The organism is Serinicoccus sediminis (assembly GCF_004153545.1).
Classification (GTDB): Bacteria; Actinomycetota; Actinomycetes; order Actinomycetales; family Dermatophilaceae; genus Ornithinicoccus; species Ornithinicoccus sediminis_A.
Genome location: NZ_SDVA01000001.1, coordinates 242,366 through 256,809, shown reverse-complemented (window position 1 = coordinate 256,809; position 14,444 = coordinate 242,366). Strand labels below are relative to the sequence as shown.

General features: G+C 72.4%; 12 protein-coding genes and 3 tRNA genes. 5 read left to right on the top strand and 10 right to left on the bottom strand.

From position 1 onward, the window contains the following. Nucleotides 1-121 precede the first annotated feature (121 nt). The 3 genes from murJ to EUS26_RS01150 form a co-directional block, all read right to left on the bottom strand. Entirely contained in the window at nt 122-1,654 is a 1,533-nt protein-coding gene (gene murJ / locus EUS26_RS01160) for a murein biosynthesis integral membrane protein MurJ (RefSeq protein ID WP_130011335.1), read from the bottom strand. Between the two features lie 19 nt (nt 1,655-1,673). Continuing rightward, nucleotides 1,674-3,074 carry a dihydrolipoyl dehydrogenase gene (gene lpdA, locus EUS26_RS01155; protein WP_130011334.1) on the bottom strand — a complete coding sequence of 467 codons (1,401 nt, stop codon included), beginning with the start codon at nt 3,072-3,074 and terminating at the stop codon, nt 1,674-1,676. 73 nt (nt 3,075-3,147) lie between these two features. Next, nucleotides 3,148-3,945, bottom strand: coding sequence for a PadR family transcriptional regulator (locus tag EUS26_RS01150; RefSeq protein ID WP_130011333.1), 798 nt, complete (start codon nt 3,943-3,945; stop codon nt 3,148-3,150). 321 nt (nt 3,946-4,266) lie between these two features. On the opposite strand from EUS26_RS01150, the gene EUS26_RS01145 reads away from it, so the two are divergent. The 4 genes from EUS26_RS01145 to ilvD all read left to right on the top strand — a co-directional run bounded on the left by EUS26_RS01145 (nt 4,267) and on the right by ilvD (nt 9,421). Beyond that, nucleotides 4,267-6,072 carry an acetolactate synthase large subunit gene (locus tag EUS26_RS01145; protein WP_202864994.1) on the top strand — a complete coding sequence of 602 codons (1,806 nt, stop codon included), beginning with the start codon at nt 4,267-4,269 and terminating at the stop codon, nt 6,070-6,072. Nucleotides 6,073-6,173: 101 nt separating this feature from the next. Then, a complete protein-coding gene (gene ilvN, locus EUS26_RS01140) occupies nt 6,174-6,509 on the top strand; it encodes an acetolactate synthase small subunit (protein ID WP_130011332.1) in 336 nt (111 codons plus the stop codon). Between the two features lie 181 nt (nt 6,510-6,690). Further along, a complete protein-coding gene (ilvC, locus tag EUS26_RS01135; RefSeq protein ID WP_130011331.1) occupies nt 6,691-7,728 on the top strand; it encodes a ketol-acid reductoisomerase in 1,038 nt (345 codons plus the stop codon). After that, a complete protein-coding gene (gene ilvD, locus EUS26_RS01130) occupies nt 7,721-9,421 on the top strand; it encodes a dihydroxy-acid dehydratase (protein ID WP_130011330.1) in 1,701 nt (566 codons plus the stop codon). The genes ilvC and ilvD overlap by 8 nt, the downstream gene beginning before the upstream one ends. Nucleotides 9,422-9,518: 97 nt before the next feature. Here ilvD and EUS26_RS01125 read toward each other — a convergent pair whose 3' ends face one another. From EUS26_RS01125 to EUS26_RS01115, 3 genes are all read right to left on the bottom strand, one after another. After that, entirely contained in the window at nt 9,519-10,229 is a 711-nt protein-coding gene (locus tag EUS26_RS01125; RefSeq protein WP_130011329.1) for an arsenate-mycothiol transferase ArsC, read from the bottom strand. An 88-nt stretch (nt 10,230-10,317) separates the two neighbouring features. Then, nucleotides 10,318-10,536, bottom strand: coding sequence for a three-helix bundle dimerization domain-containing protein (locus EUS26_RS01120; RefSeq protein WP_130011328.1), 219 nt, complete (start codon nt 10,534-10,536; stop codon nt 10,318-10,320). Between the two features lie 81 nt (nt 10,537-10,617). Then, nucleotides 10,618-11,430 (bottom strand): siderophore-interacting protein, encoded by an 813-nt coding sequence (locus tag EUS26_RS01115; protein ID WP_130011327.1) that lies wholly within the window; start codon nt 11,428-11,430, stop codon nt 10,618-10,620. Between the two features lie 93 nt (nt 11,431-11,523). Here EUS26_RS01115 and EUS26_RS01110 point away from each other — a divergent pair, with 93 nt between their 5' ends. Continuing rightward, nucleotides 11,524-13,392 carry a chorismate-binding protein gene (locus tag EUS26_RS01110; protein WP_130011326.1) on the top strand — a complete coding sequence of 623 codons (1,869 nt, stop codon included), beginning with the start codon at nt 11,524-11,526 and terminating at the stop codon, nt 13,390-13,392. Between the two features lie 67 nt (nt 13,393-13,459). Here the strand turns inward: EUS26_RS01110 and EUS26_RS01105 are convergent, their stop codons facing one another. The 4 genes from EUS26_RS01105 to EUS26_RS01090 form a co-directional block, all read right to left on the bottom strand. Beyond that, entirely contained in the window at nt 13,460-13,969 is a 510-nt protein-coding gene (locus tag EUS26_RS01105; protein WP_238148759.1) for a DUF4442 domain-containing protein, read from the bottom strand. An 83-nt stretch (nt 13,970-14,052) separates the two neighbouring features. Then, a tRNA-Phe gene (locus tag EUS26_RS01100) sits at nt 14,053-14,126 on the bottom strand. Nucleotides 14,127-14,191: 65 nt separating this feature from the next. Continuing rightward, a tRNA-Asp gene (locus EUS26_RS01095) sits at nt 14,192-14,265 on the bottom strand. 24 nt (nt 14,266-14,289) lie between these two features. Beyond that, nucleotides 14,290-14,362: transfer RNA gene (locus EUS26_RS01090), tRNA-Glu, on the bottom strand. Between the last annotated feature and the right edge of the window lie 82 nt (nt 14,363-14,444).

The window sequence follows — 14,444 nt, the reverse complement described above, 5'->3', positions numbered from 1 at the left end:
GGCCGGCACGCTGTGGTGGGGGCTCAGCGCACGGCACAGCGTGGCGGCGCTCACCGACCCCGGCCCGGTGCTGCACCTGCTGGCCGGGAAGGTCGCCGTCGAGCAGCCCGCCGCCGGCGGGTCAGCGCCGGCGCACCTGACGCGCGACCTCGAGCGCGACGAAGCGCTCCGGGGCACGCAGCAGGGCGAGGCCGAGCTGGTAGGACACCGCGGCCACGACGAGGGCCAGCGCCGCGCCCGCCCAGGCCGGCTCGGGAGCCACCAGCCGCACGGCATACCAGGTGAGCAGGGCGGCGCCGAGGCCGGCCGCCGCGGTGCGGCCTAGCATCGGCACCGTCCGTCGGGCCGGCACCAGGGCGTGCCGGCGCGCCGCCAGCCAGCCGGTGAGGCCGGCCGCCACCAGCAGCGACGCCGAGGTCGCCACGACGATGCCGGCCACCCCCAGGACGGGCGCCAGCGTGAGGTCCCCGACGACGTTGACGACCATGGCCAGCACGCCCACGGCCACCGGCATCCGGGTGTCGCCGACCGCGTAGCAGGCGCTCACGACCACCTGCCGACAGGCCAGGGCCAGCAGCCCGGGCAGGAAGCAGACCACCGCCACCGCGGTGACCTGCACCGCCTGGTCGTCGAAGGCGCCTCGCCCGAAGGCCAGGGTGACGACCTGGCGCGGGGCGGCGAGCAGCGCCACCGCCACCGGGGTGAGGAGGGTGAGCGAGACCGCCAGCCCCCGGTGCACGAGCGACCGCAGCCGCTCGCGGTCCCGCGCCCCGGCCGCCGCGGACATCGCCGGGTAGAGCGGTGCGACGAGCGCGGCGACGACGAGCACCTCGGGGAGGTTGACGAGCCGCCACCCGAGGAAGACGGCGGACACCGCGCCCTCCCCGACCGTGGAGGCCACCGCACGGTCGACGATGGTGTTGACGTTGAGCATGGCCTGGCCCACGAGCAGCGGCGGCAGGAGGGCGCCGATCTCGCGCACCCCGGGCGAGCGCAGGTCCAGGCCCGGGCGGACCGGCCAGTGGTGCTGCACGACCGGCACGAGCTGCAGGGCCAGCCGGGCGAGGGAGCCGACCACGAAGCCGACCGCCAGGGCGACGACACCGATCCGCGGCCCCAGCAGCCCGGCCGCGGCGATCATGACGAGGTTGAACGGGACGCCCTGCAGCGCACCCCAGCGGAAGACGCCGTGCGCCTGGGCCAGGGCCGCGAGCAGGTCGGTGGCCGCGACGAGCACGGTGGTGACGAGCACGATCCGGGTGAGCAGCACGAGCAGGTCGGCGGCCTCGCCGGTCAGACCGGGTGCGAGCACCCGGGAGACCGGGGCCGCCACCAGCCCCAGCACCACGCTCAGCGCGCCGATCCCGACGACCGCCAGGGTGAGGACGACGTCGAAGGTCCGGTGCCCCCCGCAGGCGGCCTCGCCGTCGGCCTCCCGGGCGAGCACCGGGGTGGACGCCCGGGTCAGGGAGGTGCCGAGCAGGCCCAGGACGATGTTCGCCAGGCCGAGGGCGACGAAGTAGGCGTCGAGCTGCGGGCCCGCGCCGTAGACGGCCGCGATCACGGCGTCGCGGACGAACCCGAGCAGGGTCGAGACGCCGGTGAGACCGGCGACGAGCACGGCGGCGCGGCCGATGCTCCAGCGGGCAGCCACCGCGCCGCTCAGCGCGGGGTCAGAGGTTGATCATGTGCCCGGCGATGCCGTGCACGGCCTCCTTGACGGCCTCGCCCAGGGTCGGGTGGGCGAAGACGATGCGCGACATCTCGTCGGCGGTGAGGTCCCAGGTCTGCGCCAGGTTGAGCACCGGGAGCAGCTCGGTGACGTCCGGGCCGATGAGGTGGGCGCCGAGGATCTCGTTGTACTTCGCGTCCGCGACGACCTTGACGAACCCGATGCCGTCGCCCAGGCCCATGGCCTTGCCGTTGGCGGAGAACGGGAACTGCGCGGTCTTCACCTCGTGGCCGGCGTCCTTGGCCGCCTGCTCGGTGAGGCCCATCGAGGCGATCTGAGGGTGGCAGTAGGTCGCGCGCGGGATGAAGGTGTAGTCCAGCGGCATGGTCTCCGCCCCGGCGAGGGTCTCCGCGGCGACGATCCCCTGCGACTCGGCCGTGTGCGCCAGCATGAGCTTGGCGGTGACGTCGCCGATGGCGTAGACACCGTCCACGTTGGTCCGCATGTAGTCGTCGATGGCGATGGCGCCGCGCTCGGTGAGCTCCACCCCGGTGCTCTCCAGGCCGAAGCCCTCGACGCGGGGGGCGAAGCCGATGGCGGACAGCAGCTTGTCGGCCTCGAGCGTCTGGGAGTCGCCGCCGTCCGCGGGGGTCACGGTGACCTTGACGCCGTCACCGGTGTCCTCGACGTTCTCGACCTTGGTGCTGGTCATCATCTTCACGCCGAGCTTCTTGTACTCCTTGGCCAGCGCCTTGGAGATCTCCGGCTCCTCGAGGGGGACGATCCGGTCGAGGAACTCGACGATGGTGACGTCGACGCCGAAGTTGGCCATGACGTAGGCGAACTCCACGCCGATCGCGCCGGAGCCGGCGATGACGATGGAGCCCGGGAGCTCCTCGTCGAGGATCTGCTCCTCGTAGGTGACGACGTTCTTGCTGACCTCCACGCCCGGGAGCATCTTGGTCACCGACCCGGTGGCCAGGATGAGGTTGTCGAAGGTGAGCTGGCTGGTGTTGCCGTCGTCGTCCTTGACGTCCATGGAGGTGGCCGAGGTGAGCGTCCCCCAGCCGTCCACCTCGGTGATCTTGTTCTTCTTCATGAGGTAGTGCACGCCCTTGACGATGCCGCTGCTCACCGAGCGCGAGCGCTGGAACGTCGGACCGTAGGACATGGTGGCATCCCCCTCGATGCCGTACTTCTTCTTGTCGTGCTGCAGCATGTGCGCGATCTCCGCGTTGCGGATCAGCGCCTTGCTCGGGATGCACCCGACGTTGAGGCAGACCCCGCCCCAGTACTTCTTCTCGACGACGGCCACCTTCTTGCCCAGCTGGGACGCGCGGATCGCCGCGACATACCCGCCGGGACCGGCGCCCAGGACAACAACGTCATAGTGATCGGCCATGAGGCCACACTATGCCGTCCCCCGGGGACGTGTGCTCCCGGGGGACGGCGTGGTGGCGCACCGGATCGGGTGCTCAGTCGTCGACGATCTCGCCCTCCGCGATCTCCTCGGCGATCTCCTCCTCGGCCCGCTCCTCGTCGAACTCGTCCCGGGCCACCTCGGCCTCGGCGAGCATGCGGTAGAGGTCGCGGCGGGTGCGGTCGAGCAGCTCGGCGGCCTGCTGGTTGAGCTCGTCCTGGCCGGACTGCCCGACGGCCTGCGTGGCCATCGCCACGCTGCCGAGGGCCTTCCACAGGGTCCCGGCGCTGCCGCGTCGCTCGGCCGCGTGCCCGGGGCCGCGGGAGTGGCGGTGGCGGTGACCGCCGTACCCGCCCCGGCCACGGCCCGTGCCGGACGACCGGTCCTGCGCCCACGGGTCCTCGGGCTCCTCGCCGCCGGCCCACCCCTGGGGCGGCAGGTCCGCGGCAGCCGCGCGGCCGGCCTCGGTGAGCTCGTAGGCCCGCCGACCGTCGACCTCGGTCTGCGTGACCAGGCCCTCGTCCTCGAGCAGGGCCAGCGCGGGGTAGATCGCGCCCGAGCTGGGCCGCCAGGCGCCGCCGGAGCTCTGCTCGATCTCCTGCATGAGCTGGTAGCCGTTCATCGGCTCGCGCTGCAGCAGGTGCAGCACGGCGTTGCGGACGTCCCCGCGGCGGGCCCGGCGCGGGCCGCCCTGCGGGCCGGCTGGTCCGCGGCGACCGAAGCCCTGGGGGCCTCCTCCCGGGGCGCCGAACGGGCCGCCCTGCTGGCCGAAGACCTGCCCGAGCAGGCCGTTGGGCCCGAAGATCTGCTCGTCGAAGGATCCGAAACCGCCGAAGTTGTGGCGTGAGGTCATGGTGCTCTCCTGTCGTGGCGCATGGATATCGTTAGGTCTTAGACTAACGAGACGTGTCTCGACATGTCAACGACATATCGAGATCTATCTCGGCGACGTTGCGGGTGTGCCGCGCGTCACACCCGGGTGGTCGGGGTTGACGTGGCGGCATGCGCCGGGGTTGTATGTCCCCATGCAGTTCTCCGCTCTCGTACTTATTACCTAGGGACGCGCCACCGGCCGATCCTCGCCATCGACGCGTCCTCCCCTCGCCAGCCCACCGGGCCGAGGGGTTTTTTGTTGCCACAGCCCAGCCATCCCGGACGTCAGGAAGACCCGCACATGACCGCGACCCACATCTCCGACGGGGCCACCACCACCGCCCCCGGCGACACCGGTGGCCTGTCCGCCGGCACCGAGCGGCGCACCGGCGCCGAGGCCCTCGTGGCGACGCTCGAGCGCCTCGGGGTCGAGCACGTCTTCGGTCTGCCGGGGGGAGCGGTGCTGCCGCTCTACGACGCGCTCTACGGCGCGAAGGTGCGGCACATCCTGGTGCGGCACGAGCAGGGTGCCGGTCACGCCGCCCAGGGGTATGCCGCCGCCACCGGCCGGGTCGGCGTGTGCCTGGCCACCTCCGGTCCCGGTGCGACGAACCTCGTCACGGCGCTCGCCGACGCCAACATGGACTCCGTCCCCCTGGTCGCCATCACCGGCAACGTCGCGAGCACCGCGATCGGCTCGGACGCCTTCCAGGAGGCCGACATCCGGTCGATCTCCATGCCGGTGACCAAGCACTCCTTCCTCGTCACCGACCCCGACGAGATCGCCGCGACGGTCGCGTCGGCCTTCCACATCGCCTCCACCGGCCGCCCCGGCCCGGTGCTCGTCGACGTCACCAAGGACGCCCTGGTCGCCGCCGCCGACGAGACGCTGCTGCAGCTGCCGATGCCGGGCTACCGCACGCCGAGCGCGCCGGCCCCCGAGGCGGTCCGGGACGCGGTCGAGCTCATGCTCACCCATCGACGCCCCGTGCTCTACGTCGGCGGCGGCTGCCTGCGCGCGGGCGCCTCCCAGCAGGTCCGCGACCTGGCCGAGCTGACCGGCATACCCGTCGTCACGACGCTCATGGCCCGGGGCGTCTTCCCGGACAGCCACCCCCAGCACATGGGGATGCCCGGGATGCACGGCAGCGTCTCGGGGGTCGCGACGCTGCAGAAGTCCGACCTCATCGTCAGCCTGGGCGCGCGCTTCGACGACCGGGTGACCGGCGCCAAGCACACCTTCGCCCCGGACGCGACGATCGTCCACGCCGACATCGACCCGGCCGAGATCGGCAAGAACTTCCCCACCGAGGTCGGTCTCGTCGGTGACGCCCGGGAGACCATCGACCTGCTGCTGACCGAGTGGACCCGGCGCACCGCCGCCGGCGCGACCCCGCAGCACGAGGCGTGGGTCCGCCGCTGCCGCTCCTGGAAGGAGCGCTACCCGCTCGGCTACGACAGCCCCTCGGACGGGGCGCTGGCCCCGCAGCTGGTCATCGAGCGGCTCGGTGCGCTCTCCGACCCGGGCACGATCTTCGCCGCCGGCGTCGGTCAGCACCAGATGTGGGCCAGCCAGTTCATCACCTACGACGAGCCGCGCCGCTGGCTCAACTCCGGCGGCCTCGGGACGATGGGGTATGCCGTGCCCGCCGCCATGGGTGCCAAGGTCGGCATGCCGGACTCGACCGTCTGGGCGATCGACGGCGACGGCTGCTTCCAGATGACCAACCAGGAGCTCGCGACCTGCTCGGTCGAGGGCATCCCGATCAAGGTGGCGATCATCAACAACGCCGCCCTCGGCATGGTCAAGCAGTGGCAGGCGCTGTTCTACTCCGAGCGCTTCAGCCACTCCCAGCTGCCGTCGATGCAGGTGCCGGACTTCGCGACGCTCGCCACCGCCTACGGGTGCGTCGGCCTGCGCTGCGACCGCGCCGAGGACGTCGATGCCACCATCGAGCGGGCGATGGAGGTCGACGACCAGCCGGTCGTCGTCGACTTCCGGGTCAGCCAGGACGCCATGGTCTGGCCCATGGTCGCCGCCGGCACGAGCAACGACGACATCCAGCACGCGCGCGACGTGCGGCCCGACTTCGGGGAGGACGAATGACCCTGCTGTCCGACTACCCTCCGCACGGCCCCGGCCTGCCCACCCCCGCACCCGCCTATCGACCCCAGACCCATCAGCAGCACCCGACGAAAGGCACCACCATGAGCGACGCAGCTCGCATCCGCCACGCCCTGTCCGTCCTGGTCGAGAACAACCCCGGCGTCCTGGCCCGGGTGTCGGTCCTCTTCGCCCGGCGCAACTTCAACATCGACCACCTCGTCGTGGGCCCGACCGAGGACAACAAGGTCAGCCGGATGACCATCGTCGTCAACGTCAACGCCGAGCAGCTGCACAAGGTCACCAGCCAGCTGGACAAGCTCGTCGAGGTCATCCACATCGAGGAGCTGGACGACGCCGACGCCATCCGCACCCAGCTGTGGCAGATCAACGACAACGGCCCGCGCCCCGTCGGCGCCATGGCCGCCGCCGCCTTCTAGACCGCACAGGACGCGCGCTCCGGCCGCACCGGACGCGTGCTCCGACCGCACCGGACGCGTGCTCCGACCGCACGAGACGCGTGCTCGGGCCGCACCGGACGCGTGCTCGGACCGCACCAGGCCGCCGGACGACCGGTCCGACGGCATACCCACTTCCGAACCCACAGGAGACACCCACCCCATGGCCACGATGTACTACGACGACGACGCCGACCTCTCGCTGATCCAGTCCCGCACGGTGGCCGTCCTCGGCTACGGCAGCCAGGGCCACGCCCACGCGCTCTCCCTGCGCGACTCCGGGGTCGACGTGCGCGTCGGGCTCGCCGAGGGCAGCTCCAGCAGGGCCAAGGCGGAGGCCGAGGGGCTGCGCGTCGTCACCCCGGCGCAGGCGTGCGCCGAGGCCGACCTCATCATGGTCCTCGTCCCCGACCACGTGCAGCGGCTGGTCTACCGCGACGCCATCGAGCCCAACCTCGAGGACGGCGACGCGCTGTTCTTCAGCCACGGCTTCAACATCCGGTTCGGCTACATCACCCCGCCCGCGGGCGTGGACGTGTGCATGGTCGCCCCGAAGGGCCCGGGCCACCTCGTGCGCCGCGAGTACGTCGACGGCCGCGGCGTGCCGGTGCTCGTCGCCGTCGAGCAGGACGCGTCCGGCGGTGCCAAGGCGTTGGCGCTCTCCTACGCCTCGGCGATCGGCGGCCTGCGGGCCGGGGGCATCGAGACCACCTTCACCGAGGAGACCGAGACCGACCTGTTCGGCGAGCAGGCGGTGCTGTGCGGTGGCATGAGCCAGCTGGTGCAGTACGGCTTCGAGACCCTCACCGAGGCCGGGTACCAGCCCGAGGTGGCCTACTTCGAGTGCCTGCACGAGCTCAAGCTCATCGTCGACCTCATGTACGAGGGCGGCATCGCCAAGCAGCGCTGGTCGGTCTCGGACACGGCCGAGTACGGCGACTACGTCTCCGGCCCGCGCGTCATCGACCCGCGGGTGAAGGAGAACATGCAGGCCGTCCTGGAGGACGTGCGCAACGGGGCCTTCGCCCAGCGCTTCATCGACGACCAGGACAACGGCCGCCCGGAGTTCGAGGAGCTGCGGGCCAAGGGCGCCGAGCACCCCATCGAGGGCGTGGGCCGCGAGCTGCGCGGGATGATGGCCTGGGTGAAGGGGCACGAGGCGGACAGCGACTACGTCGAGGGCTCGGCCGCCCGTGGCTGAGGTCGACGTCAAGCCCCGCTCACGGGACGTCACCGACGGCCTGGAGAAGACCGCCGCGCGCGGCATGCTCCGGGCCGTCGGGATGGGCGACGAGGACTGGGTCAAGCCCCAGATCGGCGTCGCCAGCAGCTGGAACGAGATCACCCCCTGCAACCTGTCGCTCGAGCGGCTGGCCAAGGCGGTCAAGGACGGCGTGCACGCCGCCGCCGGCTACCCCCTGGAGTTCGGCACCATCTCGGTCTCCGACGGCATCTCGATGGGGCACGAGGGCATGCACTACTCGCTCGTGTCCCGCGAGGTCATCGCCGACTCGGTCGAGACGGTCATGTCGGCCGAGCGGCTGGACGGCTCGGTGCTGCTCGCCGGCTGCGACAAGTCGCTGCCGGGCATGCTCATGGCCGCCGCGCGCCTCGACCTCGCCTCGGTGTTCGTCTACGCCGGGTCGATCCTGCCCGGGCGCGCCCGCCTCTCCGACGGCTCGGAGAAGGAGGTCACCATCATCGACGCCTTCGAGGCGGTGGGGGCCTGCTCCCGCGGTCTGATGTCGCGCGAGGACGTCGACGCCATCGAGCGGGCGATCTGCCCGGGCGAGGGCGCCTGCGGCGGGATGTACACGGCCAACACCATGGCGGCCGCGGCCGAGGCGCTTGGTATGTCGTTGCCCGGGTCCGCGGCGCCGCCGGCCACCGACCGGCGTCGGGACGGCTTCGCCCGGCGCAGCGGCGAGGCCGTCGTGGGGATGCTGCGCCAGGGCATCACCGCCCGGCAGATCCTCACCCGCGAGGCGTTCGAGAACGCCATCGCGGTGACCATGGCCTTCGGCGGCTCGACCAACGCGGTGCTCCACCTGCTGGCCATCGCCAACGAGGCGGAGGTCGAGCTCAGCCTGGACGACTTCCGCCGGATCGGCGCGAAGGTTCCCCACCTGGCCGACGTCAAGCCCTTCGGCCAGCACGTCATGGTCGACGTCGACCGGATCGGTGGCATCCCGGTGGTCATGCAGGCGCTGCTGGACGCCGGGCTCCTGCACGGCGACGTGCTCACGGTGACCGGGCGGACCATGGCGGAGAACCTCGCCGACCTCGGGGCGCCGCCCCTGGACGGCACCGTCCTGCGGGCCATGGACAACCCCATCCACGCGACCGGCGGGCTGACCATCCTCGACGGGACGCTGGCGCCCGGCGGCGCGGTGGTGAAGTCGGCCGGTTTCGACTCCGACGTCTTCGAGGGGACGGCCCGCGTCTTCGACGGCGAGCGGGCGGCCATGGACGCGCTGGAGGACGGCACCATCGGTGCCGGGGACGTCGTGGTCATCCGGTACGAAGGGCCCCGGGGCGGGCCGGGGATGCGCGAGATGCTCGCCATCACCGGGGCCATCAAGGGCGCCGGCCTCGGGAAGGACGTGCTGCTCGTCACCGACGGGCGGTTCTCCGGCGGGACCACCGGCCTGTGCGTCGGCCACATCGCCCCCGAGGCGACCGAGGGCGGACCGATCGCGCTGGTCCAGGACGGCGACCCCATCACCCTCGACGTGGCGAACGGTCACCTCGACCTGGGCGTCGACGAGACCGAGCTGGAGCGGCGGCGCGAGGCGTGGTCCGCGCCCGAGCCGCCCGACCGGGCCCGGCGCGGCGTGCTCGCGAAGTACGTCGCGCTCGTCCGGTCCGCCTCAGAGGGTGCCGTCACGCACTGACGCGGTCGACGACGCACCGACGGCCGGCCCCGGATCGCCGGGGCCGGCCGTCGGTGCGTCCGGGACCAGAGGTGCCGGTGCTCAGAGGTGCCGGTGCTCAGCTGCGCCCGGGGTCGTGCAGCTCGGCGATGACCCGGCGCAGCTCCTCCTCGACCTCCGGGTCGACCTCGCGGGCGGCCAGGTCCTTCTCCAGGAGCGCGTCGACCAGCTCGGACACCCGGGCCTCGATCTCGTCGAAGGCCACGTCGAGGTCCTCCCGGCCCTGCAGGGAGGTCAGGTCGTCCCAGTCGACCTGGTGCAGCCCGTGGGTGGGCATCTGCACCTTCTCCTCCTCGCTGAGGCCCATGGTCACCACGAGGTCGGAGGTGAGGACGAGCTTGCCCGTCATAGGGGTCACGGTGAACTCGTCGGGGTCGAACCCGTGGTGCCGCAGCAGGTCCTGGATCTCGGGACGGATCTGCTCCCCGGGGACGACGCCTCCCGAGCGGGCCCGGACGAGGCCCTCCCCGCGGCCGTTGGCGATGACGGCGGCGATGTGGCTGCGGCCGGTGTTGGCGTCGTCGACGAAGAGCACCTGCGTGACGTGGGCCAGGTCGATGCCCCGGTCGCGGGCGCGCTGCGCCAGCAGCTCCTCGGCCCGACGCTGGACGAAGACGGTGAGGAACTCGTCGATCCTCGCCTCCCGCTCCAGCTCCGCGCGTGCCTGGTCGATCGCGTCGGTGATGTCCTCGGAGGACAGGGTCCCGTCGTACTTGCCCACGAGGGCGCGGTGGAGCATCTGGATCTCGTGCTGGTCTGCCTCGGCCATGGGGCCAGCCAACGTCCTCCCGGCGACCGCAGCGTGACGCGCGGGTGACCGGCGGGCGGACCCTGGCCGACGAACGCGCGTCAGCAGGTCAGCGCAGCCCCCGGTAGCGGGCCATCTGGGTCAGCCGGTCCCGGGCGTCCTTGCGCAGCAGGGCGGTGAGGAAGTGCGGGGTCCGTGAGCGCGCCTCGAGGTCGTGCCAGCTGTCCTCGACCACGAACGCGACCTCCTCCCGGCTGAAGATCCCCGTGAACGCGACCACCAGCTCGTCGACGACCGCGGCGACGGCGGCCGGGGCGAGCGTGGACATGGGCCGCACTCTGTCACCCCGCGGTGTCGGTGAGGTGACGCCGAGGTGAAGCGTCGGCGGATGGCGCGGGACCGTTGCGGCTCAGGGGGTCTCGGCGTGCATGGCCCGGACCCAGTCGCTCTTGACCGACCGCCACTGCTCGTCGGTGTGGCCACGGCGCCAGTAGGGCGAGCAGGAGAGCAGCGCGGGCTCGGTCAGCGACCGGCCGAGCAGGTGGCGGCGTACTGCGCGGATCGACTCCGCCTCGCCGTGCACGAACGCGCTCAGCCGGCCCACGGGCAGGCGGGTGGCCGCCAGCGTGTCCACGAGCAGTCGGGTGGGCTCGGCGTGCCCGGCCCGGTGGACGTAGGTCACCCGCAGGTCGCCGGGGGAGTGCAGGGCCAGCTCGTCGTCGGGACCGTCGACCTCCACGAGGGCCACGACCGGCCGTCCCTCGGGGACCGCCTCGAGGCACGCGGCGATGGCCGGCAGGGCGCTCTCGTCACCGACCAGGAGGTATGCCTCGGCGTCCGCCGGGGGCGAGTAGTCACCCGCCGGGCCCCGCAGCTGCACCCGGTCACCGGGGCGGGCGTGCCGGGCCCAGCGACCGGCATACCCCTCGTCGCCGTGCACGGCGAGGTCCACGGCGAGCTCGCGGCGGTCCCGGTCCCAGGAGCGCACCGTGATGCGGCGGGGGTAGGGCCGCTGCTCGCGGGGCAGGTCCCGCACCGCCTCGGCGTCGAAGGGCGGGAGGTAGTCCGCCCCCTCGGGCAGGAAGAACATGTTGACGTAGGAGTCGGCGAACCCGGGGTCGGCGAAGCCGTCGAGACCGTCTCCGCCGAGGACGACGCGGCGCAGGTGCGGGGTGAGCTCTTCGGTGCGGACGACGGTGCCGTACACGGGTTCTCCTTCCATCGGAATAAGATAAGGATACCCTCACCAAAATCTGGCGGAGGTCGGCCCCGGACGGATACGGGGGCTGCCGGTGGGCATGACAGACTCTCGCCCATGCCGCCGCGCCTGCTGGACGAGATCCTCGCCGACCCCGCCGGGCAGGCCTGGGCGGTCCTGTGGCGGGACGGCCAGGACGAGGCCGAGATCCTGCTGGGCGACGTGGTGGACCTCGACCTGCTCAGCCAGATCCCGCGGCCGCGGGGCGGCGCGCCGGTCCTCGCGATGGTGCCGTTCCGGCAGATCGCCGAGCGGGGCTTCGACGCCCGGCAGGACGACACCCCGCTGCGCGTGCTGCAACCCACCCGTACCGCTCGGGTCGGGCTGGACGAGCTGGTCGCGGCGCTGCCGCAGGACCCGGTGGAGCTGACCGGCGAGCACTTCAGCGTCGAGGACGACGACTACGCCCGCACCGTCGGGAGGGTCATCGAGGAGGAGATCGGCGAGGGCGAGGGCGCCAACTTCGTCATCCGGCGCGACGTGCTCGCGCGGTGCGCCGGCGACCACGCCGTCGCCGCCCTCACCTGGCTGCGGTCGCTGCTCGTCGACGAGCGCGGCGCCTACTGGACCTTCGCGGTGCACACGCCCGGGCACGCCCTCGTCGGGGCGACGCCGGAGCGGCACGTCAGCGTGCGCGACGGCCGGGTCTGGATGAACCCCATCTCCGGCACCTTCCGGCACCCGGCGGACGAGGCCGAGGTGGAGCCGGAGTTCAGGGCCTTCGTCAAGGACACCAAGGAGACCGAGGAGCTCTTCATGGTCGTCGACGAGGAGATGAAGATGATGGCCCAGATCTGCTCCGACGGCGGGCGGATCACCGGGCCCTACCTCAAGCAGATGGCGCACCTCACCCACACCGAGTACCTGCTGGACGGGCGCAGCGACGCCGACGTCCGCGACGTGCTGCGCACGACGATGTTCGCCCCCACGGTCACCGGCTCCCCGATGGAGAACGCCTGCACCGTCATCGCCCGGCACGAGGAGACCGGTCGGGGTTACTACTCCGGCGTGCTCGCGCTGCTGGAGGAGGACGACGAGGGCGGGGAGACCCTGGACGCGCCCATCCTCATCCGGACCGCGCACCTGCGCGGGGACGGCAGCGTGACGGTCAGTGCCGGCGCCACCCTGGTGCGGCACAGCGACCCGGTGTCGGAGTGCGCCGAGACCTCCGCCAAGGCCAGGGGCGTCCTGGCGGCGCTCGGGCTGCGGCCGCGCCGCGACCTCGGGTATGCCGTGGACCTCGGCTCGCTGCCGGGCGTCGCCGACGACCTGGCCGCCCGCAACGACTCCCTCGCGCCCTTCTGGCTCAGCCCCCAGGGGGCGCGCCCGGACCCCGACCTGCTGGGTCGCCGCGTGCTCGTCGTCGACGCGGAGGACACCTGGACCCAGATGCTCGCCCACATGGTGCGCCACCTGGGGATGGTGCCGGAGGTCCGCCGCTGGGAGACGGTCGGTGTCACGGACGTCGCGGGGGAGGGGGTGCGGCACGACCTCGTGCTCTTCGGCCCCGGCCCCGGGGACCCCACCGACCTGGAGGACCCCCGGATCGCCCGGCTGCACGAGCTGGTCGGGACCCGCCTGGAGGCGGGGCTGCCGGTCCTGGCGGTCTGCCTGTCCCACCAGGTGCTGGCCTCGATGGCCGGGCTCGCGGTCACCAAGCTCCCCACCCCCAACCAGGGGGTCCAGATCCCGGTGGACCTGTGGGGCGAGGTGCACCGGATCGGCTTCTACAACACCTTCGTGGCCCGTCCGGGGCCGGCGGAGCTGCTCGGGCGCCCGCTGGAGACGGCGGTGCACGAGCCGGACGACGCGGTCGTCGGGCTGCGCGGCGAGCGGGTGGCCAGCATCCAGGGCCACGCGGAGTCGGTCCTGTCCCGTGACGGCATGCGCGCCCTGCACGCCCTCGTCCGGCACGCCCTGGCCTGACCGCCGGCGCCCGCACCGGACGCGCCGTAGAAACGCACCGGACGCGCGGTAGGCGACCCCGCCGGGGTCAGCGTCGGCGCACGTAGAGGAGCTTGCGCACCCGTGCCACCACCGTGCCCGTGCCGTCGGCGGCCACGACCTCGGTGGTGAACCAGCGCCGCACGGGCGTCCCGTCCGACGCGGCCGCCCGCAGCTCGTCGAGCACCTGCTCCTCCAGCTCGAAGGTCGCGCTCACCGCGCCGCGGCCCGGCGCCACGAAGGTGACCTCGGCCGCCTGGTCCCACACGACATACCCCGGTCCGAGTCCGCGCAGCACCATCATCATCCAGAAGGGGTCGGTCATCGCGAACAGCGAACCACCGAAGAGCGTCCCGACGTAGTTGCTGGTCAGCGGGCTGTGGGCCAGTCGTACCCGCACATGGCGCAGGTCCTCGGCCATCGACTCCACCCGGATCCCGGAGCAGAGGAAGGGCGGCCAGAGGTTCATGGCCAGCCGGAGCGCGCGGGGGGAGGTGGCCAGGGCCTTGAGCCGGCCGACCCGCTGCGGCGGACGGGCGTGGGTGGGGGGTCCGCTCACCGGCACACTGTATGCCGTCCCCGCCCGACCCCCGACATGCGAAAGCCGCGGGTGTCATCAGGGCAGACCCGCGGCTCGTCGCGTGGCCAGGGGCGGGGTCGAACCGCCGACCTTTCGATTTTCAGTCGAACGCTCGTACCAACTGAGCTACCTGGCCTAGGCACGAGTAGTGATCCGGCGTGGCCCCCGGATCTCTCCGGTGACCACGCCGCTCCTACTCTGCGACCCCGACGGGACTCGAACCCGCGACCTCCGCCGTGACAGGGCGGCGCGCTAACCAACTGCGCCACGGGGCCTCGATTTCAGGTCGAGACCTGGTGCATCCCCAACGGGATTCGAACCCGTGTTACCGCCGTGAAAGGGCGGGGTCCTAGGCCACTAGACGATGGGGACCTATCCGTTGAGGACGACGATGAGCATACGTGATGCCTCCGGGATGGACCAAAACGGTCGGCGGCGCCCGCGTGGCAGCAGC